The sequence below is a fragment of the Bifidobacterium sp. LH_419 genome (assembly GCF_056356955.1).
Genome location: NZ_JBKEVG010000006.1, coordinates 95,127 through 114,112 on the forward strand (window position 1 = coordinate 95,127; position 18,986 = coordinate 114,112).

The following is an 18,986-nucleotide window of genomic DNA, read 5'->3' on the forward strand; positions in this document are numbered from 1 at the left end:
GCGCCCGCCCGCCGCGCGGTGTGCCACAATGAGGGCATGGACAGGCTGCTCGACGGGTTGGATGAGGCGCAGACGGCGGCGGCGACCGCGCTGGACGGTCCGGTGCGGATCGTCGCGGGCGCCGGCGCGGGCAAGACGCGCACGGTGACGCGCCGCATCGCGCACGCGTGCGCGACCGGCGCGTGGGACCCGTCGCGCACGCTCGCCGTCACGTTCTCGGTCAAGGCGGCCGCCGAGATGCGCGTGCGTCTCGCGTCGCTCGGCGTGGGCGAGCAGGTCACGGCGTCCACGTTCCACGCGACGGCGCTGCGCCAGCTGCGCCGCGTGTGGACCGACGTGTGCGACGCGCCGTTCCCGCGGCTCGTCGAGGACGCCCGCGACATCACGGCGCGCGCCCTGCGCCGCGTCGACGCGGGCGTGGACGAGGACGACACGACGGTGCGCGCGGTGCGCGACGAGATCAACTGGGCGAAGATCTCGCTCGTCGCGCCGGACCAGGCGACGCGCGTCGCCGCCGTCACCGGCCGCTGCCGCCCCGCCGGCCTCGAACCGGACCGGTTCGCCGACGTGTACGACGCGTATGAGCGGGAGAAGACGTCGCGCGGCGAGATGGATTTCGACGACATCCTGCTGATGGCGTGCCACGTGATCGAGGATTTCGACGAGGCGGCCGCCGCGATTCGACGCTCGGTCGGATGGCTCACCGTCGACGAGTACCAGGACGTCTCGCCGCTGCAGCACCGTCTGATGCGATTGTGGCTGGGCGACAACCGCAACGTGTGCGTGGTGGGCGATCCGGCGCAGACGATCTACTCGTTCGCCGGCGCGTCCAGCTACGACCTGCTCGCCTTCGCCGACGAGTTCAAACCGCTTTCGGCCGACATCTCCCTCAACACGGACTACCGTTCCACGCCGCAGATCGTCTCCTACGCGAACCGGGTGCTCGCTGCCTCGCCGGTGAGGCACGAGTATCTGAAATTGATCTCGGCGCGCGAGGGCGGCCGGCGCATCGAACGCACCGTGTACGAGACGGACGATGAGGAGGCGCGCGGCGTGGTCATGCGCATCCGCCGGCTCATCGACCAGGGGGAGGACCCGGCCGACTGCGCGATCCTCACGCGCATCAACGCGCAGCAGGCCGTATGCTGCGCGGCGCTGCGGCATGCGGGGATCGGCTACCGGGTGAAGCGCGACAACGGCTGGGCGTCCGCCTCGCCGGTGGCGGACATGGACATGGCCGCGCGGCTCGCGATGGCGGAGACGCTGCGCGAGCACGACGAGGCCCAGGACGCCCGCCGGCTCGCGGCGAAGCTGGGGCGCGTGACCGTGTCCACCGTGCACGCCTCGAAGGGCCTCGAGTTCAAACACGTGTTCGTGATCGGCTGTTCGGAGGGCCTCATGCCCTACGGCTCGCCCCAGCCGGGGGATGAACTGGAGGAGGAGCGCCGCCTCATGTACGTGGCGATCACGCGCGCCGAGGACACGCTCCACGTCTCCTACGCCCGGTCCAAGGACGGCATGGGCTCCCAGTACCGTCGCTTGAGCCGTTTCCTCAGCTGATCATTCGGCCGAGGAAACGTCCGAGGGGCCGTCGCCTTCCTCGCCGAGCAGCTTCGAGAGCTCCGCATCCCAGTCGGTGCCGGTGGAGCCGGATTCGCCCTTGCCGTCGGGACCACCCTTGCCGTCGCCGTCCTTGCCGGAATCCGCGTCGCCCGTGGTCCCCGTGGCCCCCGGTTGCGCGGCCGTGCCGTGGTCGCCGGCGAGCACGGGCAGCAGATCCGGGTGCGACCATTTCGCGTCACGCGCCTCGACGCCCTCCGCGGAGGTGATCATCTCCCACATGCCGGCCGCCTCGCGCATGCGCTTCGGGCGCAGCTCCAGGCCCAGCAGGCTTTCGAACGTACGCTCGGCCGGGCCACCGGTCGCGCGTTCGCGGCGCATCATCTCGCGCAGCTGCTCGATATGCGGGATGTGCGCCATGCCGGCGCGCCACACCACGCAGTCCACCCAGCCCTCGACCATCGCGAGCAGGGATTCGAGCGCGGCCAGCGCCTCCCGCTGCTCCGGCGTGTCCGGGATGCCGACCTTGGTGAGGTTCACCGCGCCGGAGATCGAATCCGGGTCGAGCGCGCCCGCGTCGCGCAGCTGCTCCTCCATCGCGTCCAGGTCGATGGAGATGCCGCGCGCGTACTTGCCGATCAGCGCCTCGAAGCGTGGCATCAGCCACGGCACCGCCGAATAGAGGCGCGCATGCGCCACCTCGCGCAGGGCGAGGAACGCCATGACCTCCTCGGCGGGAATCGGGTCGGGGCGCACGATGTCGTCGAACAGGGCCTCGGTCTCGGGGTCGGAGGCCGGATGGTCGGCGGGCTTCGCCGACGTGAAGCCGATCGGGTTGGACGCGGCTCCCGCGCCGGTGCTGTTGCCGTCCGCGGTTCCGGCATCGGCGGCGCCGGAACCGCCGTTGAGCTGCTTCGTGTACTCCTCGACGTTCTGCGCGACCAGCGCGCCCGCCGGGTTCGACAGCAGCGCGATGCCCTGGTCGAAGCCGCCGTGCACCTCGCGGCTCAGCGAGCCGGCCGCATGCCCCAGCTGCATCGCGAACGACGTGTTGCCGAGCAGCTTGACCAGCTGCTTCGGGTCCTTCATGCCGTCTGGAATCGGAATCGGCACCGGGCCGGCGAACATGCCGGCGATCTCGCCGTCGAACGCGCCGCCGAGACGTTCGGAGATCACCGAGGCGAGCGCCTCGCCCATCGAGGAGGCGACCGGCGCGGCGAACTTCGCCCACGCGTCGAGCGTGTCCTCCACCCAGCCGGCGCGGGTGAGCGCCTGCGGCTCGCCGGGTGCCGGATCGAACTCGCACGCCGTGTCCAGCCACAGGTTCGCCTCGCTCATCGCACGGCGCACCGCCGCGCCCTCGGCGGCGGTGACGCTCGTGCGCGAGCCGTCCGCGTTCGCCTGCTGGAGGGCGAGCGATCGGGCGAGCTTCACGTTGATCGGCCCCTCCTCGACCACCTGGTTCATGTCGCCCATCGTGTTGAGGCCGCCCGCGGTGAACGCGGCCATCATCTGCTGCACCTCCGCCGGGTTCGGCAGGGTGCTCGGATCCTGGCTCATCAGCTGTTCGCGGATCGAATCGGGCAGCTGGGAGATCTGCTGCCACGCCATCTCGCCCTGCACCGGGCCGAAGCATTTGATCAGCCACTCGTGGATTGCGTTCTCGTCCATATCGGATCCTCTTGTCTGTCGCCGTCGGGTTGCGTTTCCTGCCGTCCATATTAGGGTGTCCCGGGCATGTTTCGCGCAAAGCGTGCGCTGGTATGATGCGCGGTATGCCCATGCCTTTCCCCGATTCCCCGAACGCCGGTTCCCCGCGTGCCGGCTCCCTGCGCGCCGCGCCCGCGCGCCTCGTCCGCTACGTCCGCTCCCGCTCGCCCCGGTGGTTCGCCGGCGCGGCGGCCGTCATCCTGTGCGCGGTGACGCTGTGCCTGCCGAGCGCGTATGCGACCGAATGGCCCGGACCCACCCGCGACGTGCTCGGCGCCGTCCCGTCCGGGAAGGGCGACGCCTCCCAGGTGATCGGCGTGACCGGCATCGCCACGCACAAGGATTCCGGCCGCCTCCTGCTCGTCACGATCTCCGCGAACGGCGTGCCCGGCTATCCGCTGACCAACGCCGAAGTGATCTGGTCGTGGCTCGACCCGCAGCGCGTCGTCACGCCGCGCGAGGCGGTCGTGCCGGCCGGCCAGACCACCGACGAGTACCGCAAGGAGACGAGCAAGGAGATGACCTCCTCGCAGGATGACGCCGTGAAGGCGGCGAAGCGCTTCCTGAAGAAGAAGGGCGTCGACGTGTCCGGCATGAAGGTCGCGATGCACGTCGACGACATCGGCGGCCCGTCCGCCGGCATGATGTACACGCTCGGCCTCATCGACAAGGTCACCCCGGAAAACGAGACCGGCGGCAGGACGATCGCCGGCACCGGCACCATCGACGCGAAGGGGAAGGTCGGGCGCATCGGCGGCATCCGGCTCAAGATGATCGGCGCGAAACGCGACGGCGCCACCTGGTTCCTCGCGCCGAAGTCCAACTGCAACGAGGTCGTCGGCCACGTGCCGGACGGGCTGCGCGACGTGAGCGTGTCCACGCTCGACGAGGCGTACGCGGCGCTTGTCGCCATCGGCGAGGGCAAGGGGGAGTCCCTGCCGCACTGCGTGGCGAAGTGAGGCGGCGGGGCGGGCGCGCGCGGCGTCGCGCCGACCGCCGCCATGCGCGTCTCGCCGCGCGTCCGTCTCATTTTTCCCCGTTTGTTAACGCTCCTGTTCGCCGTGTGTTGGTATTGTGGTCTGCGTGAATCAAACCGCATCACAGAACGCTGAGGAATTTGGGTTTAAACCCGGCGACATCGTGCAGGAATGGCTGTGGGATGACGACGTGGACGATACGATCCGTGAGAAGATCGAGAATCTGACCGGGCAGGATCTCGTCGACGAGGACTACGACTCCGCCGTGGACGGCGTGATTCTGTGGTGGCGGGACGGCGACGACGAGGACGAGCTGTCCGACACGATCGTCGACGCGTACGCCGTGCTCGGCGACGACGGTCCGCTGTGGGTGCTCACCCCGAAGCCCGGACGCGACGGCGCCGCGAGCTCCAGCACCGTGCAGTCCGCCGCGAAGACCGCGGGCATGAACGCGGCCACGCCGATCACCGTGAGCCCCGACTGGAACGGCATCCATCTGCGCGCCTACGGCAAGGGCCGCTGACGGCCTGATACGACGAAGAGGCTTGGAATCCGCATGATTCCAAGCCTCTTCGGTCGATTGTGGGCGATGAGGGGCTCGAACCCCCGACATCCACCGTGTAAAGGTGGCGCTCTAGCCGACTGAGCTAATCGCCCGCACCGCAACACCATAGCGTAACCCCCGGCGAAACACGCGAAGACGGCCGCACGCGGGGGTCCGGGCGCCCGGCCGCGTCCCAACAATCACGTAAGGTGACTGACAGTACCGTTCGTTCCTCTAGGAGGTTGATAGCCCATGGCGCAGCAATCCGAAGCCGGAATCCCCAGGGCAGGCAAGCGCAAGTGGGGCTACGACCCCGCCCAGGTGGACGCGTTTCTGGAGCGGGCGCACGCGTTGTACGACAGCGACGGCGCCCAGCTGACGCAGCGGGACATCCAGAACGTGTCCTTCGATCTGACCCGCGGCGGCTATGAGGTCGCCCAGGTGGACGCGGCGCTCGCCCGCCTCGAACGCGCCGTGGTCGACAAGCAGACCACGTGGGAGATCTCCCAGCACGGGCGCATCGCGTGGAAGGCGAAGACGGAGGAGCTGTACCGCGAGATCGTCAAGCATCTCGACCGCGCCGAAGGCGAACGCTTCGGCTCCGGCAAGCCGCGCACCCCCTCCTACGACCGCAAGCAGGTCGACAGGCTCTCCGACCAGATCGCCGACAAGGCGGCCTCCGAGCTCGGGCTCGACGGCGTATCCAAGAAGGACGTGGGCGACCTCGACAAGATCACCGCGGACTTCGTCTCCAACTCCGTGTTCACGCAGCGCAAGGGCAAGAAGGGCTACGACGAGCGCCAGGTCGACTACTTCCTCAACACGTGCGCGCAGCTGCTGAGCCGTCTCGAATCCTTCGCCCGCATCGCCGACTACATCACCACCGGCGACGATGACGCCTCCGCTTCCGTGTCCGCGCCGGTCGACGGCGTCGCCCCGCTGTTCTCCCCGGACGCCCAGTACCAGCGTCCGGCCGCGCCGCAGGCCGACGTCTCCGATGCGCCGCAGAGCTACGCGCCGCCGGCCGTCGCGCCCGCCCCGCCCGTCGCCGCGGCCCCGGCACAGGCCGCGTCCGCGCCCGTCGTGCCGGCTCGAGACGCCGCGGCCCGCGCCGAGAGCTTCGACGCGTTGAGCCAGGCCGAGCAGAGCCTGTTCACCCCGTCGCCCGAGCCGCCGGTCGCCTCGCCGTCCGTCGTGCTCGCCGGCAACGCCGCCGCGGCGTCCGTCGCGTCCACGCCGGTCGCCCCGGCCGCGTCTACGCCGGCGGTCGCCCCCGCGGTCACGCCGGTCGTGACGCCTGCTCCGGCCACGGCTCCCGTACAGACGGTTCCGGTGCAGCCGGTGGCCGCCGCGCAGGCCACGGTCCCGGTCCAGACGGTTCCCGTACAGACGATGCCGGTGCAGACGGCTCCGGTCGAGCCGGCGGCCCCCGTCGCCCAGCCTGTCTCCTTCACGCCGTCCGTGCAGTCGGTGCATGCGGCGCAACCGGTGACTCCGGCTCCGGTCGTGACGCCCGCTCCGGTGCAGACTGTTCCGGTGCAGGCCGCACCGTCCTTCGCGCCCGCCCAGACCGCCGCGGCTCCCGCAGCCGCGCCCATCGAGGTCTCCGCGCAGCCGGTGCAGCCGGCGCCGTCGACGTACCCGACCCAGCCGATCAGCGTCGCGGCTACCGCGCAGCCGGTCGCGCAGCCCGCTCCCGTGGCCGCGGCTCCCGCGACCCACGAGACGACCGTCCCTGCCCCCGCCGCGGCCTCCGAACCTGAGCCCACCACCGGCTCTTTGGCCGCCCTGGCCCATATGGCCGCGGTCTCGCAGGAGTTCCCGGCCATCGACGCGCCGTCGTTCACGCCGCAGATGCCGCGCCTCGACATCCCGTCCGTGACGTCCTCGCAGGCTCCGGTCGCGGCCCCCGCGCCGGCGCCCACCCGCGCGTCGCACGCGGCGCATGCGGCCCACGCCGCGCCGGTCCAGGCCAATCCGGCCCCGGCCCCCGCGGTCCAGGCCAATCCGTTCTCGTTGCTGTCCACCGATGACGGCAACCTCGAAATCCCCAACCTGTCGTTCCCGGGTCTCGGCAACGACGAAAAGAAGCAGCAGTGATCCACAGCAACACCGTCGTCATCCTGGGCTCCACCGGCTCCATCGGCACCCAGGGACTGGACGTCATCTCCCGCCACCCCGAACGTTTCACCGTCGTCGGCCTCGCCGCCGGCGGCGCGCACATCGACCTGCTCGCGCGGCAGGCCGCCGAGTTCCACGTGCCGCAGGTCGCCGTCTTCGACGAGACGAAGGCGGCCGCGCTGCGCGAGGCACTCGAGCAGGCCGGCGCGAAGCACACGCAGGTGCAGGCCGGACCGGACGCGGTCATCGCGATGGCCGGCTCCGGCGCGAACGTCGTGCTCAACGGCATCACCGGCTCGATCGGCCTCGAACCGTCGATCGCCGCGCTGAGGGCCGGCTCGCAGCTCGCCCTCGCCAACAAGGAGTCCGTCGTCGCCGGCGGCCACCTGTTGTTCGGCGCGCAGACGCGCGAGGACCAGATCAACCCGGTCGATTCCGAACATTCCGCGATCTGGCAGTCGCTGCGCTCCGGCACGCACGCCGAAGTGGCGCGCCTCGTCGTCACCGCCTCCGGCGGCCCGTTCCGCGGCATGAAACGCGACCAGATGACCGATATCACGCCCGAGCAGGCGCTCAACCACCCGACGTGGAACATGGGCCCGGTCGTCACCATCAACTCGTCCACGCTGATGAACAAGGGCCTCGAGGTCATCGAGGCGTCCCGACTGTTCGACATCCCGCCCGAACGCGTCGCCGTGACCGTGCACCCGCAGTCCATCGTCCATTCGATGGTCGAATTCGTCGACGGCGCGACCATCTGCCAGGCCTCCCCGCCGGACATGCGCCTGCCGATCGCGCTCGGCCTGTCCGCGCCGGCGCGCATGCCGAACGTGGCCGCCGCGTGCGACTGGACGAAGGCCGCCTCGTGGACGTTCGAGCCGCTCGACGACGAGGCGTTCCCCGCCGTCTCCCTCGCGCGCCACTGCCTCAACGCCTCCGAGAAGCACACGGCGGTCCTCAACGCCGCCAACGAGCAGGCCGTGCACGCGTTCCTCGAGCATCGCCTGCCCTACCTCGGCATCGTCGACACGGTCAGGGCCGTGCTCGACCTGATGGACGCCGAGCTGCGCGGCGACCCGCTGTTCCGTGACGTGGAGGAAATGGAACAGCTCGAACGCGAGGCCCGCGCCAAGGCCGACGAGCTGATAGACAAGCAGTGATGAATACGTTGAATACCGTGAACCCCGTCAACAAACCGTTCCGCAAGACCGGCGACCCGGTCGAGCTGACCAGCGAGTCGCCGCTCCACCCGCGCCGCAAATCCCGCCGCATCATGGTCGGCCCGGTGCCGGTCGGTGGCGGCGCACCCATCTCCGTGCAGTCGATGACCAACACGCTCACCGCGGACGTGCCCGCCACACTCCAGCAGATCGCCGAGCTCACGGCCGCCGGCTGCGACATCGTGCGCGTCGCCGTCCCGAGCCAGGACGACGCTGACGCGTTGCCCGAGATCTGCCGCAAGTCGCCGATCCCGGTCATCGCCGACATCCACTTCCAATCGAAGTACGTGTTCCAGGCGATCGACGCCGGCTGTGCGGCCGTGCGTGTCAACCCGGGCAACATCCGCAAGTTCGACCAGGTCGGCCCTGACATCTGCAAGGCCGCGACCGACGCGGGCATCAGCCTGCGCATCGGCGTGAACGCCGGCTCGCTCGACAAGGAGCTGTACGCCAAGTACGGCGGGCCGACCCCCGAAGCGCTCGTCGCCTCCGCGTTGAAGGAGGCCCACATGTTCGAGGACGTCGGCTTCCACGACTTCAAGATCTCCGTCAAGCACCACGACGTGATCACGATGGTCCAGACCTACCGCCTGCTCGCCTCCAAGGGCGACTGGCCGCTGCACCTCGGAGTCACCGAGGCCGGTCCGCAGTGGCAGGGCACCATCAAGTCGTGCCTCGCGTTCGGCGCCCTGCTCGCCGAAGGCATCGGCGACACGATCCGCGTCTCCCTCTCCGCCCCGCCCGTCGAAGAGGTGAAGGTCGGCTGCAAGCTGCTCGAATACATGGGCCTGCGCCCGCGCAAGTTCGACATCATCTCCTGCCCGAGCTGCGGCCGCGCCCAAGTGGACGTCATCCAGCTCGCCTCCGCCGTGACCGACGGCCTCAAGAACGTTACCGCGCCGATTCGCGTGGCCGTCATGGGCTGCATCGTCAACGGCCCGGGCGAGGCGCGCGAGGCCGACCTCGGCGTCGCCTCCGGCAACGGCAAGGGCCAGATCTTCATCAAGGGCAAGGTCATCAAGACCGTGCCCGAGGACCAGATCGTCGAGACGCTGCTCGAGATCGCCAACGACATGGCCGCGAAGATGGAGGCCGCGGGCCAGGTGCCCGACGGCTCCACCGGCCCGGTCGTCGTGCCGATCCAGCATCCCGGCCACTGAGCCGGACGCGGGGGAGCGGTGTGACGCGCGACGAGCATGCATCGGACAGCACTGACGCGACACGGGAGATGCCGTGGTCGCGATGGCGCAGGCTGTCCGTCAGCCTGCCGATCTTCATCATCCTGATCGGCCTGCTCGTCTCCGTGTCGAACCTCACCACCGTGCCGTGGGACAACGAACCGACCGGACGCACCGTCGCGACGCTCACCGACGACACGTCCGTCACGTTCGACGGCGCGTCGGGCGGCACCGCGACGGCCGCCGGCGAAGGCGCGTACGACGTGAAGGAATCCGCGGTCTCCATCACCGTGCGCCGCGACGGCACGCAGGTCGGCGGCGCACGCCGGGTGAAGGTCGACGCCGCCGCGGACTCGACGTGGCGCGTGCACGGCGACGGCGACAGCGAGACGCAGGACGTGACCGTGCTCATCCGCCGACCGGCCGGCGCGGCCGGCAAACGCCCCGGCATCGTGTTCATGCACGGCGCCGGCTTCGGCACCGCCTACAACTCGTTCGGCGACATGGCCACGGCGCTCGCCTCGGCCGGTTTCGTCACCGCCGTCATCGACAAGCCCGTCTGGTCCACCACGGACATCACGCGCGACTATCCGGCCTCCGCGCGCGTCTACGACGCCGCGATCGGCCTGCTGCGCGCGCGGAGCGACGTGGACGCGGCCAAGGTCGGCATCTACGCGACCAGCGAATCGACGTGGATTTCGCAATACCTGCTCGCCGACGATCCGGACGTCGCGTTCCAGATTCTCCTGTCGCCGATGGTGTTCACGCCGCGCCGCTCGCTCGGCTTCTTCGTCTCCCAGGACTTCGCGCTCGTCGGCGCGAACGACGGCTACCAGTCGATCGTGCGCCGCGTGTTCAACGCGGACACGGCGCTGTTCGGCCTGCACAACTTCGACCTCGACCTGCCCGAGACGTCCGCCTATGCGATACCCACGCTCATCGCCTACGGGTCGAAGGACGTGATGACCGCGCAGGTCGACGGCGTCACGCATATGCTCGCCCTCGCCCACGCGGCCGGCAACAAGGACGTGACCGTACGCAGCTACCCGGTCGCCAACCACGTGCTGCGGCTCGGCGACGAGGCGGAGACCGGCACCAAATTCGCCGATGCTTACGTGGACGACGTGATCGCCTGGGCGTCCGGCACCGCCGCGGGACTTCGCCAGACATCGGAGCGCGTCGCCGGCGACACGATCTACCAGTCGATCGCCGTGCCCGACGACCTCACGCCGCGACGCTCGCTCACCATCTACGGCACGGTGCTGCACGCGGGCATGCTCGTGCTGCTGCTGGCGACGCTCGTCGCCTGGCTTATCGCGCTGGGCCGGCGCATCGCGTTTCGGCTGCGGCGGCGCAATCGGGGCGTGCGTTACCCGGGGCTCGGATTCCGGCACGGATTCGGCAACGCGCTCGTCACGCTCACCGTCACCACGATGGCGACGCTCCTCCTGTTCGCCGCCGGCCTCGGCCAGGTGGTCATGGCCGTGGTCAGACTCGCCTGGGGTGCCGCGCCCGACGAGGAGCCGGGCATGATCTGGTGGAGCTGGCCGGTCATCGAGATCGTGTGCACGCTCGTCGTCTGGGCGTGGTCGCGCGTGTTCGCCCGGCTCATCGAAGTCGCCTCCCGGCGCGGCGTGCTGCGCTGGCCGCCCCGGCGCGACGCCATCCACGGCATCGTGACCGGACGCGAACCGGTGCTCGCCGACACGCGCTTCGGACGCGTCCTGTTCTGGCTCACCGCCGCTGCCATGCTCCACGTCCTCTTCTTCTTCGCCTTCTGGGGCCTCTTCGTCTACTGATTCGTTGTTCTCCGGCGCCCCCTTGAGGGGGAGCTGTCGGTGAAGCCGACTGAGGGGGTGTCCCGGGACCGGCCGCACGTCGCCGGTCACACGTCGCACCATAATGGGGAACCATGCCGCTGTATCGAGACGAAGGGGTGGTGCTGCGCACCGCGAAACTCGGCGAGGCCGACCGGATCATCACCCTGCTCACCCGCAACCACGGGAAGATCCGCGCCGTCGCCAAAGGCGTGCGCCGCGTCAAATCACGCTTCGGCGCACGCCTCGAACCGTTCATGCGCGCCGACCTGCTCATCGCGCAGGGACGTTCGCTCGACGTCGTCTCCCAGGCCGAATCCGTCGCCGCCTACGCCGAACCGATCTGCGCCGACTACGACGCGTACACGGCCGCCAACGTGATCGTCGAGACCGCCGACAAGATCGTCGGCGCGGAGGAGGAGCGCGTGGCCGGCCAATACCGGCTGCTCATCGGCGCGCTGAACGCGCTCGCCAAGCACGCGCACGCCTCCGACCAGATCTCCGCCTCCTACGTGATGCGCGCGCTCGCGCTCGCCGGCTGGTCGCCGCGCCTGCACGCGTGCGTCGTCTGCGGGCAACGGCGTTTCACGGATGGTTTCACAGGCGGTTCCACGGAAGGCGGCACGGCGGAAACCCAGCAGCCGCAACGTTTCACGGACGGTTTCACGGGCGGCCTTTCCGCCGGCGTGTACCTGTCCATCCCCGCCGGCGGCCTCATGTGCGCGAAGGACCACACGCCCGAGGCGAAGTGCATCACGCCGCTCGCGCTCGCCCAGCTCGAGGCGCTGACCGACGGCGACTGGACGGAGCTCGACGGCCGCGGGCTCCTGCCCGAGACCGCGCGTCTCGTGGAGGATTGGGCCGAGTACTATCTCGAGCGCCCGCTACGTTCCATGCGACTGCTAGATTGACAGACATGGCTTTCGAAAACGTGGACTACACGTCGCTGAACATCCCGGCGGCCCCCTTCTCCGACCCCTCCCGCATCCCCGACTTTCCCAAGGGCAAGGTGCCCCGCCACGTGGGCGTCATCATGGACGGCAACGGGCGTTGGGCCAAGGAGCGCGGCATGATCCGCACCAACGGCCACCAGGCCGCCGAACCGGTCGTGTTCGACACGATCGCCGGCGCGATCGAGGCGGGCGTGCGCTACCTGTCGCTGTACACGTTCTCCACCGAGAACTGGAAGCGCAGCCCGCAGGAGGTGCGCTTCCTCATGGGCTTCTCGCGTGAGATCATCCACCGCCGCGTCGCGCAGATGGACGAGTGGGGCGTGCGTGTGCGCTGGTCCGGCCGCCGTCCGAAGCTGTGGAAGTCCGTCATCGACGAGCTCGAGGTCGCGCAGGAGCGCACGAAGCACAACAAGGTCATCGACGTGGTGTTCTGCATCAACTACGGCGGCCGCGCCGAGATCGCCGACGCCTGCGCCGCCATCGCGAAGGACGTGCGCGACGGGAAGATCAGCGGCGACCGCGTCACCGAGAAGATGATCGCCGACCACCTCTACCTGCCCGACGTGCCCGACTGCGATCTGGTGATCCGCACCTCCGGCGAGCAGCGCACCTCGAACTTCCTGCCCTGGCAGGCCGCCTACGCCGAGCTCGACTTCGTGCCCGAGCTGTTCCCCGACTGTGGCCGCGAGGTCCTGTGGCGCTCCATCGACCACTACATCCACCGCGACCGCAGGTTCGGTGGCGTGAAGAAGTGAACTAGGGGCGTCAGAGGTACCTCAGCAACGGCCGGGCGTCGCACATCATGGCGAGACGGTCGGTGAACTCGCCGACGAAACGATCCGCGTCCACGCCGAGGGCGACGTGGACGCGCGGCACGTCCGGCGTGACGAGCCCCACGGGGTCGCCGGTGGTGCGTCCGCGCACGCCGGTGAAGTCGCCGGTCGCCGTCTCGGCGCGCAGGGCGACGTCGAACGTGGAGACCAACGTCGGGTCGAGGGCGACCGCCGCGGCCAGCGGGTCGTGCAACGGCATGCCGGCCGCGAAGAGCTTCGGATCGGCGTTGCGGTTCGCGGCGATGGAGAATCCGGCGATCCGCGCGAGGAACCGGCCGCGGTCGGTTCCGGCGTCGAGCCATCGGGCGACCGCGCGCCGCGGCAGCAGGCACTGGTGCGTCACGTCGAGGCCGACCATCGTCACGTCCGCGCCGGAATGGAACACGCGGTCCGCGGCCTCCGGATCCTGGATGATGTTCGTTTCGGCCACCGCGTCCCAGCAGTTGCCCGGCTGGGTGAGCGTGCCGCCCATCATCACGAGCCTGAGCCTCGGGGCGATGTCCGGCGCGCGTCGGATCGCCGCGTCCACGTCGGTGAGCGGCCCGGTGGAGAGCACCGTCACGCGGCGGCCGAACATGCGCACCGCGTCGATGAGGAAGTCGATGCCGTCCCCGTCCGCGTCCAGGCCGGCGTAGGCCGTGGACGTGGGCCGGTGGGGGCGGCCGTACGATAATCTGGCGACGGGACGGGAGGCTGCCGGCGAGGCCGGAGCCGCCGGATTCGCATGCGGGTCGTCCGTCCGGTAGCCGCCCACGGACACGATCGCGCCTTTCGGTACCGACGGTTCGGACGGGTCGGCCGCCGCCGCGCCGACGGTCCCGCCCAGCCCATCGGCCCCATGGAACTGCGCGCATCCCGCGTCGGGGATGAACGCGTCCGCCCATGAGGGATGCGTCGAGGAACGGAACACGGGGACGTCGTGCCCGCCGAACAGGTCGAGCACGATCCGCGTGTTCCGTTCGGCCGTGGCCGCGTCCACGTTCCCGTAGCCGGCGAGCACGCCGAGCAGTTCGCATTCGCCCGCCGAGGCGAGCAGGTACGCGAGCGCCATCGCGTCGTCGACGCCCGTATCCACGCACGCGACGACGCGGGTCCTGCAGGCCGTATGGTCGATGTCCATATGATCGTCCCCTCCCATGATGGCTATGCCGACCAGTCTACCGAACGACAAAGCCCCCTCGTCAGAGGGGGCTTTGTCGTTCGGTAGACTGGGGGAGAGCACGCCGTCGTATATCCGCGGTCGACTACCCCTCAGTCCCGCTTCGCGGGCCAGCTCCCCTGACAAGGGGAGCCGTTTCAAGTCGGCGTTACTTGCCGAGGAACTCGTTGGTGGCGAAGTCCTTCGTGTTCGGGGCCTTGTGGATCACCTTGTCGTGGGAATCCGTGTAGGCGTCCTCCTGGGCGAGGAAGTCGAAGTACTTCTGCGGCTCGACGAAGTCGTTGGTGCCGAGCACGAAGGAGCCGTCCTTGATCTTGGCCGGATCGCCCCAGTACTGGCCGTCGACGACGGTCTGCATGCTCTTGCGCACGAACTTCTTCTCGAGGTTCGCGTCCGGCGCCTCCTTGACGAGGATGTCCGCCGCGTCGTCCGGGTGGGAGTACGCGTACTCGTAGCCCTTCTGGGTGGCCTGCGTGAACTTCCTCACGAGGTCCGGGTTCTCCTTGATGGTCTTGTCGCTGGTGATCACGCCGATCGCGTCCGCGTTGCCGGGCACGCCGTAGTCGGGCTCGGTGAAGCAGTTGAGCTTCGGGCCGTACATGTCGGCCTGCACGCCCTCCCAGGTGGCGTAGAAGCCGCCGAAGTCGGCCTTGCCGGATTCGAGCGTCTTGAACGTGGAGGTGCCGACGGTCACCTTGTCGAACTCGCCCTTGCCGCCGTCGGTCTGGATCATGCGGCGCACCACCGCGTCGGACTCGTTGGAGCCGAACGTGGCGAACGTCTTGCCGTCCAGGTCCTTCGGGGACTTGATGGCGGTGTTCGAGGCGAGCGCGCACCAGATGGCGCTCGGCTTCTGCTGGACCTGCAGCACCTGCTTCAGGTGCGCGCCCTTGAGGTTGTACATGCCCACGTTGGTGAGGTTGGACAGCGCGAAGTCGGCGTTGCCGTTGTTCACGGCCTGCTCGGCGCCGGCCTGCGCGACGGCCACGATGTCCACGTCGAGGCCCTGGTCCTTGAACCAACCCTTGTTCTTGGCCACGTAGACGCCGATGTGGTTCGTGTCCGGCGCCCAGGACAGCATGAACGTGACCTTCTTGAGGCCGTCGGTGGAGGAGGAGTCGTTGCTCTGGCCGCACGCGGCGACGCCGATCGTCATGGCGATCGCGCCCACGAGGGCGATGGCCTTGGTCACAAGGCTGTGCTTCATGATGAATCCCTAGTTCGTTGTCTCTCAACCGTTCTCTGGGTGTCGCTCCGGACGGACGATCGGCAGAGAACGGCATGGAGGGCCTGACAGTCCGCCCGACCGGCGCCCCGGCCGCCCTCCCATGCGAAGCGAAAAAAGGGGAGAGGGGGCCGTTTGCCACACGCCGGACAAGCGCTTGCCATTATAGAGGGGAGGGTAGAGGAGGCTTATCTCATTTCTCTTTTTTTCGTATCCATCGATATCTACAATCGACTCTGTGGGTGGAAGGCTGAATCGTTTACGCTCGATGAATCGAAAGGGTCGCGGTAATGGTAGCTATGAACTTCTCATAGGTCAACGTCGGACTGGGCTCCGTAACCATTCCTGTGTCTGGATCGGCATATACCAGCCATACTGCCTGATACAGGTTTGATGCTCTCAGTCTTTCGCACAAAATTCGGAATCTGTCCAAGTACGAGGCATTCTCGAATACGGAATCCGTGTCGAAAAGCGTTTGCTGTGTGGTTCGCCCGGCATCTCGGCTTTGTTTACAATTCTTGACAATCATGACATAGCCGAGCGCCGGAGGCATGGCGTCGGCGCCATAAAGGTGTTCGGAGAACGCTGCGTGAGCGTCGGCTGCACTTCCCAGGGCCTCCTCGGCTCTGTTGTTCGCGTTGTTCCCGAACGAACTGGTGATGGATTTCAGTTCAATCGCCGCCACCAAATCGTCATCGCCGTTAAGAGCGACTATGTCCCAGTTCTTCGAGCGCCGATACCAGCCGGGAAGACGGAGTTGATACGCCGTGCCGTCAAAAATGTCGTCGGGGGAGAATCCTCCGGCAATGAGGTCCTCGCGAATCAAATCGGCGAGTGGGTCGAGATGCCGTCCTGACGTGGCTTCGGCTCTGCGTCCACGATCGATGTCGCCGGCGGTACGTTGCCGTTGGGCGGCTTCCTCAAGCATGCGGTACATTTGCAGAATCGCCGCTTTGACGTCGTTTCTCATGACAAGGCCTCCTTATACGCCTGTCGTGTCGAAATGGTGGCTAGTTCCCTGTCTCCGTTGTGAAACGCCTGAGCCAGAGCCTCGCGCGTCGGGCGAGCGATATCACTGTATTGGGGAACGTGGAGTAGCCGCAGATACTGGGCTTGAAAACGGAGTGTCCTCCCGCGCATTTTCACTCCGAGACAATCGATGAACGTCTTGGTCTGATCGCTCATCAGCAATCCGCCGAGTACTGGTAGATCCCACACATCGCTGGCAATCCAGTAGCAATTGTGGTGCGGGTATTTTCCTCGACTGAGAATGGGGTCCGGTGTCGCGGCCATATCGGGCATAAGCAACAGGTCGCGGTGCATGAGGGATGGGTTGAGTTTGTCGATTGTTCGGTACCACGCCGAAGTGTGTTTCTTGGCTACATGTCGCTTGACGAGTTTGGTGCGATTGTCGTTGAAATAGGCCTCCATAATCGGATAATCATTGAGATTCACCAAAGAACCATCCGGATTCCATGGATTGACCAGCCAGCGTTGCTTGTTGATATGACGTCGATGATCGCGCATATAGAACAATGGCAGCATCCGATCCTTTTCTACGAGATCGGGATTATCCGTCACGAAGACCGCATCACAGCCCGTAGCTACTCCGATACCAAGGTTCACGCCCGTTGACTCCAATTTGGGTAGCCGCTCCTGAGCCCGCAGCACGAATCGCATATCATCGGGGGTTCCCAGCGGAAACATATCTGATGGGCATTGCGGTTTTCGGGCGATTGCTGCGGAAAATCGCAATCCGGATACCTCGGATGGGGTGCTTATCCATGCGAGCACCGAGGATGCGTCCGAATCGGTAAAATTCGACGCGCAGTCTATGTATTTCAATGATTCAGATGGACGGGATTTTGTAATGAGGGTGATTGCCGGATAAGCATCTACCTCTTCTGCAAACGCATCTACGCCGTGCATGCGGACCAATGTGTCGAGATTCGCCTCGGTAGCGATCTTTTCGCGTAGGCGAGTGCCGTATTGATTCTGCAGCCATCGATCGGAGCAGATGAAGCAAAGTTTGCCGCCTGGCTTAAGCGAGTCGATGCCGTGGTCAAAGAATCCGACGTAAATGTCGGTTCCTGCTGTCATCGAATTGCTGACCGCCATGTACCGTTCGCGTGTGACGGTATCCATATCTGTGGCACGGATGTAGGGAGGATTGCCGATGACCCAATCTGCTTCGGGAATTCCGGATAGGAGGAAATCGTCTTTGGTGATCCATCGGACGGTCAAAGCCTTCGCGATGCTTTCGGGGCAACCATATTGATGCAGAATCCCCGCGGCGGATTCCCGGCAACGATTCACCGCCTGCTCATCGATATCGTACGCGCGTACTGCATCACCCAGCTGTTTCCATTCTTCATCGGAGGTGGGGGTGGAATCGGCAAGGAGCCGATGTACGATTTCTCCGAGAAAAGCGCCGTCGCCGCAACTGGGTTCGACCACGAGACGCTCCGATAGTGCCTTTCCGCGATTTGCGACGTATCCAGCCATGTCGAGCATGAGCTGCACCACCCAAGGTTTGGTATATACGACTCCCGCTGTTTCCTGATTCATCCTCCCCAGTGTATTACCTTGGTCGTCATGAGGGGTGGCGGATGAACCTGCGTGGTGTCACGAATGACATTCATGACACCACGCTCACTGGTCCGCGTCGGGATCGGCGTCGTCGCCGACCGGGCCGAGCAGCAGGCGCTCGCTCAGGTTCACGGCGATGAGCAGCAGGCAGGTCATCGCGATGATCGTGAACGTGGCGGAGAAGATGAGCGGCGTGCGGAACGAGTTGTACGCGGCCTGCAGCCAGATGCCGAGGCCCTTGCGTGCGCCCAGGTATTCGGCGGTGGAGGCGGTGGCGAAGATGTACGCGGCGGTCACGCGGATGCCGCCGTAGATCTGGCGGGCCGCGACGCGGAGCTTCACGTGCCACAGGGTCCACCAGCGGGTCGCCCCGCAGGTCAGGGCCACGTCCGAATAGAATTCGGGCACCGCCTCGAGCCCGCGCACGGTCTGCACGGCCACCGGGAACAGGCCGAACACGGCGGTGATGACGATCTTGCCGGACGTCTCGAAGCCGAACCAGATGAGGAACAGCGGCGCGATGGAGATGAGCGGCATGGTCTGCGCGGCGGCGAGCAGCGGGTAGAACGCGGCGTTGAACACGCGCGAGCAGTACAGTCCGATGCCGACGAGCACGCCCAGCAGCACGGCGAACAGGAATCCGACGACGCCCTCGTACGTGGTCACGGCCGCCGCCGGTCCGAGCGTCGGCCATACCTCGATCGTCGCCTGGAGGATCTCGCTCGGCGCGGGAATCATCGTGGAGGGCACGTGGCCGATGCGCACCCACGCCTCCCAGACGCCGAACAGCGCGACCACGGCGATGATGGTGGGGATGCGGCGCGAGACCGCCGCGATGACGCGCGTCCACGCGGATGGTTCCGTCGGTCCCGCGTGCGGGGTCGTGTGCGTCGTTCCTGTCATGAGGGTCACCTTGCTTCCTTCTCGCGGCCGGGACGTGGGACAGTAAGGTGAGGAGCCTGCGCGTCGTCCGGTCGCATCGTGTCGTTCGCGCGCCGCCGTTCCCGGCCGGCGCGCGTCTGCCGCACACAGTATAGGCCGTGACGGGGCCGTCCGCGGACCGTCGCCGCCGCGCCGCCGCGCGCGGGGTGGCGACGGCC

The 18,986-nt window shown here is 67.5% G+C and carries 15 protein-coding genes and 1 tRNA gene; 9 read left to right on the forward strand and 7 right to left on the reverse strand.

Translation table 11 applies throughout. From position 1 onward, the window contains the following. The first annotated feature begins 36 nt into the window (after nt 1–36). Nucleotides 37–1,560: an ATP-dependent helicase gene (locus tag AC1AYX_RS05675; protein ID WP_476502590.1), complete on the forward strand. Its 1,524-nt coding sequence runs from the start codon at nt 37–39 to the stop codon at nt 1,558–1,560. Here AC1AYX_RS05675 and AC1AYX_RS05680 read toward each other — a convergent pair whose 3' ends face one another. Beyond that, the gene (locus AC1AYX_RS05680; RefSeq protein ID WP_476502591.1) at nt 1,561–3,231 is read right to left on the reverse strand and encodes a zinc-dependent metalloprotease; all 1,671 of its coding nucleotides are present in this window, start codon (nt 3,229–3,231) and stop codon (nt 1,561–1,563) included. A 110-nt stretch (nt 3,232–3,341) separates the two neighbouring features. Here AC1AYX_RS05680 and AC1AYX_RS05685 point away from each other — a divergent pair, with 110 nt between their 5' ends. Both AC1AYX_RS05685 and AC1AYX_RS05690 read left to right on the forward strand, forming a co-directional pair. Continuing rightward, nucleotides 3,342–4,229, forward strand: a complete 888-nt coding sequence (locus tag AC1AYX_RS05685) for a YlbL family protein (protein WP_476502627.1) — start codon at nt 3,342–3,344, stop codon at nt 4,227–4,229. A 124-nt stretch (nt 4,230–4,353) separates the two neighbouring features. Further along, the gene (locus AC1AYX_RS05690) at nt 4,354–4,770 is read left to right on the forward strand and encodes a DUF3052 domain-containing protein (RefSeq protein WP_476502592.1); all 417 of its coding nucleotides are present in this window, start codon (nt 4,354–4,356) and stop codon (nt 4,768–4,770) included. A gap of 60 nt (nt 4,771–4,830) precedes the next feature. Here the strand turns inward: AC1AYX_RS05690 and AC1AYX_RS05695 are convergent. Beyond that, nucleotides 4,831–4,904, reverse strand: a tRNA-Val gene (locus AC1AYX_RS05695). 139 nt (nt 4,905–5,043) lie between these two features. Between AC1AYX_RS05695 and AC1AYX_RS05700 the strand changes: the two genes are divergently transcribed. From AC1AYX_RS05700 to AC1AYX_RS05725, 6 genes are all read left to right on the forward strand, one after another. Continuing rightward, a complete protein-coding gene (locus tag AC1AYX_RS05700) occupies nt 5,044–6,891 on the forward strand; it encodes a DivIVA domain-containing protein (protein ID WP_476502593.1) in 1,848 nt (615 codons plus the stop codon). Beyond that, the gene (dxr, locus tag AC1AYX_RS05705; RefSeq protein ID WP_476502628.1) at nt 6,891–8,072 is read left to right on the forward strand and encodes a 1-deoxy-D-xylulose-5-phosphate reductoisomerase; all 1,182 of its coding nucleotides are present in this window, start codon (nt 6,891–6,893) and stop codon (nt 8,070–8,072) included. Before AC1AYX_RS05700 ends, dxr begins: the two co-directional genes overlap by 1 nt. Continuing rightward, the gene (gene ispG, locus AC1AYX_RS05710) at nt 8,072–9,292 is read left to right on the forward strand and encodes a flavodoxin-dependent (E)-4-hydroxy-3-methylbut-2-enyl-diphosphate synthase (protein ID WP_476502594.1); all 1,221 of its coding nucleotides are present in this window, start codon (nt 8,072–8,074) and stop codon (nt 9,290–9,292) included. The genes dxr and ispG overlap by 1 nt, the downstream gene beginning before the upstream one ends. Before the next feature lie 68 nt (nt 9,293–9,360). Beyond that, nucleotides 9,361–11,109, forward strand: coding sequence for an alpha/beta hydrolase family protein (locus AC1AYX_RS05715; protein ID WP_476502629.1), 1,749 nt, complete (start codon nt 9,361–9,363; stop codon nt 11,107–11,109). A gap of 113 nt (nt 11,110–11,222) precedes the next feature. Further along, the gene (recO, locus tag AC1AYX_RS05720) at nt 11,223–12,038 is read left to right on the forward strand and encodes a DNA repair protein RecO (RefSeq protein ID WP_476502595.1); all 816 of its coding nucleotides are present in this window, start codon (nt 11,223–11,225) and stop codon (nt 12,036–12,038) included. A 5-nt stretch (nt 12,039–12,043) separates the two neighbouring features. After that, nucleotides 12,044–12,835, forward strand: coding sequence for an isoprenyl transferase (locus AC1AYX_RS05725; RefSeq protein WP_476502596.1), 792 nt, complete (start codon nt 12,044–12,046; stop codon nt 12,833–12,835). 10 nt (nt 12,836–12,845) lie between these two features. Here the strand turns inward: AC1AYX_RS05725 and AC1AYX_RS05730 are convergent, their stop codons facing one another. From AC1AYX_RS05730 to AC1AYX_RS05750, 5 genes are all read right to left on the reverse strand, one after another. Beyond that, nucleotides 12,846–14,033, reverse strand: a complete 1,188-nt coding sequence (locus AC1AYX_RS05730; RefSeq protein ID WP_476502597.1) for a nucleoside hydrolase — start codon at nt 14,031–14,033, stop codon at nt 12,846–12,848. A 187-nt stretch (nt 14,034–14,220) separates the two neighbouring features. Next, the gene (locus AC1AYX_RS05735) at nt 14,221–15,279 is read right to left on the reverse strand and encodes an ABC transporter substrate-binding protein (protein ID WP_476502598.1); all 1,059 of its coding nucleotides are present in this window, start codon (nt 15,277–15,279) and stop codon (nt 14,221–14,223) included. 277 nt (nt 15,280–15,556) lie between these two features. Then, nucleotides 15,557–16,267 carry a PaeR7I family type II restriction endonuclease gene (locus AC1AYX_RS05740; protein ID WP_476502599.1) on the reverse strand — a complete coding sequence of 237 codons (711 nt, stop codon included), beginning with the start codon at nt 16,265–16,267 and terminating at the stop codon, nt 15,557–15,559. After that, nucleotides 16,264–17,865, reverse strand: coding sequence for an Eco57I restriction-modification methylase domain-containing protein (locus tag AC1AYX_RS05745; protein WP_476502600.1), 1,602 nt, complete (start codon nt 17,863–17,865; stop codon nt 16,264–16,266). The genes AC1AYX_RS05740 and AC1AYX_RS05745 overlap by 4 nt, the downstream gene beginning before the upstream one ends. An 84-nt stretch (nt 17,866–17,949) precedes the next feature. After that, the gene (locus AC1AYX_RS05750; RefSeq protein ID WP_476502601.1) at nt 17,950–18,789 is read right to left on the reverse strand and encodes an ABC transporter permease; all 840 of its coding nucleotides are present in this window, start codon (nt 18,787–18,789) and stop codon (nt 17,950–17,952) included. Nucleotides 18,790–18,986 lie beyond the last annotated feature (197 nt).

Bases quoted from the DNA above. Each gene is read 5' to 3' on its own strand.
- AC1AYX_RS05675 (WP_476502590.1), top strand. From the start codon at position 37: ATGGACAGGCTGCTCGACGGGTTGGATGAGGCGCAGACGGCGGCGGCG.
- AC1AYX_RS05680 (WP_476502591.1), bottom strand. From the start codon at position 3,231: ATGGACGAGAACGCAATCCACGAGTGGCTGATCAAATGCTTCGGCCCG.
- AC1AYX_RS05685 (WP_476502627.1), top strand. From the start codon at position 3,342: ATGCCTTTCCCCGATTCCCCGAACGCCGGTTCCCCGCGTGCCGGCTCC.
- AC1AYX_RS05700 (WP_476502593.1), top strand. From the start codon at position 5,044: ATGGCGCAGCAATCCGAAGCCGGAATCCCCAGGGCAGGCAAGCGCAAG.
- ispG (WP_476502594.1), top strand. From the start codon at position 8,072: ATGAATACGTTGAATACCGTGAACCCCGTCAACAAACCGTTCCGCAAG.
- AC1AYX_RS05715 (WP_476502629.1), top strand. From the start codon at position 9,361: ATGCCGTGGTCGCGATGGCGCAGGCTGTCCGTCAGCCTGCCGATCTTC.
- recO (WP_476502595.1), top strand. From the start codon at position 11,223: ATGCCGCTGTATCGAGACGAAGGGGTGGTGCTGCGCACCGCGAAACTC.
- AC1AYX_RS05725 (WP_476502596.1), top strand. From the start codon at position 12,044: ATGGCTTTCGAAAACGTGGACTACACGTCGCTGAACATCCCGGCGGCC.
- AC1AYX_RS05730 (WP_476502597.1), bottom strand. From the start codon at position 14,033: ATGGACATCGACCATACGGCCTGCAGGACCCGCGTCGTCGCGTGCGTG.
- AC1AYX_RS05735 (WP_476502598.1), bottom strand. From the start codon at position 15,279: ATGAAGCACAGCCTTGTGACCAAGGCCATCGCCCTCGTGGGCGCGATC.
- AC1AYX_RS05740 (WP_476502599.1), bottom strand. From the start codon at position 16,267: ATGAGAAACGACGTCAAAGCGGCGATTCTGCAAATGTACCGCATGCTT.
- AC1AYX_RS05745 (WP_476502600.1), bottom strand. From the start codon at position 17,865: ATGAATCAGGAAACAGCGGGAGTCGTATATACCAAACCTTGGGTGGTG.
- AC1AYX_RS05750 (WP_476502601.1), bottom strand. From the start codon at position 18,789: ATGACAGGAACGACGCACACGACCCCGCACGCGGGACCGACGGAACCA.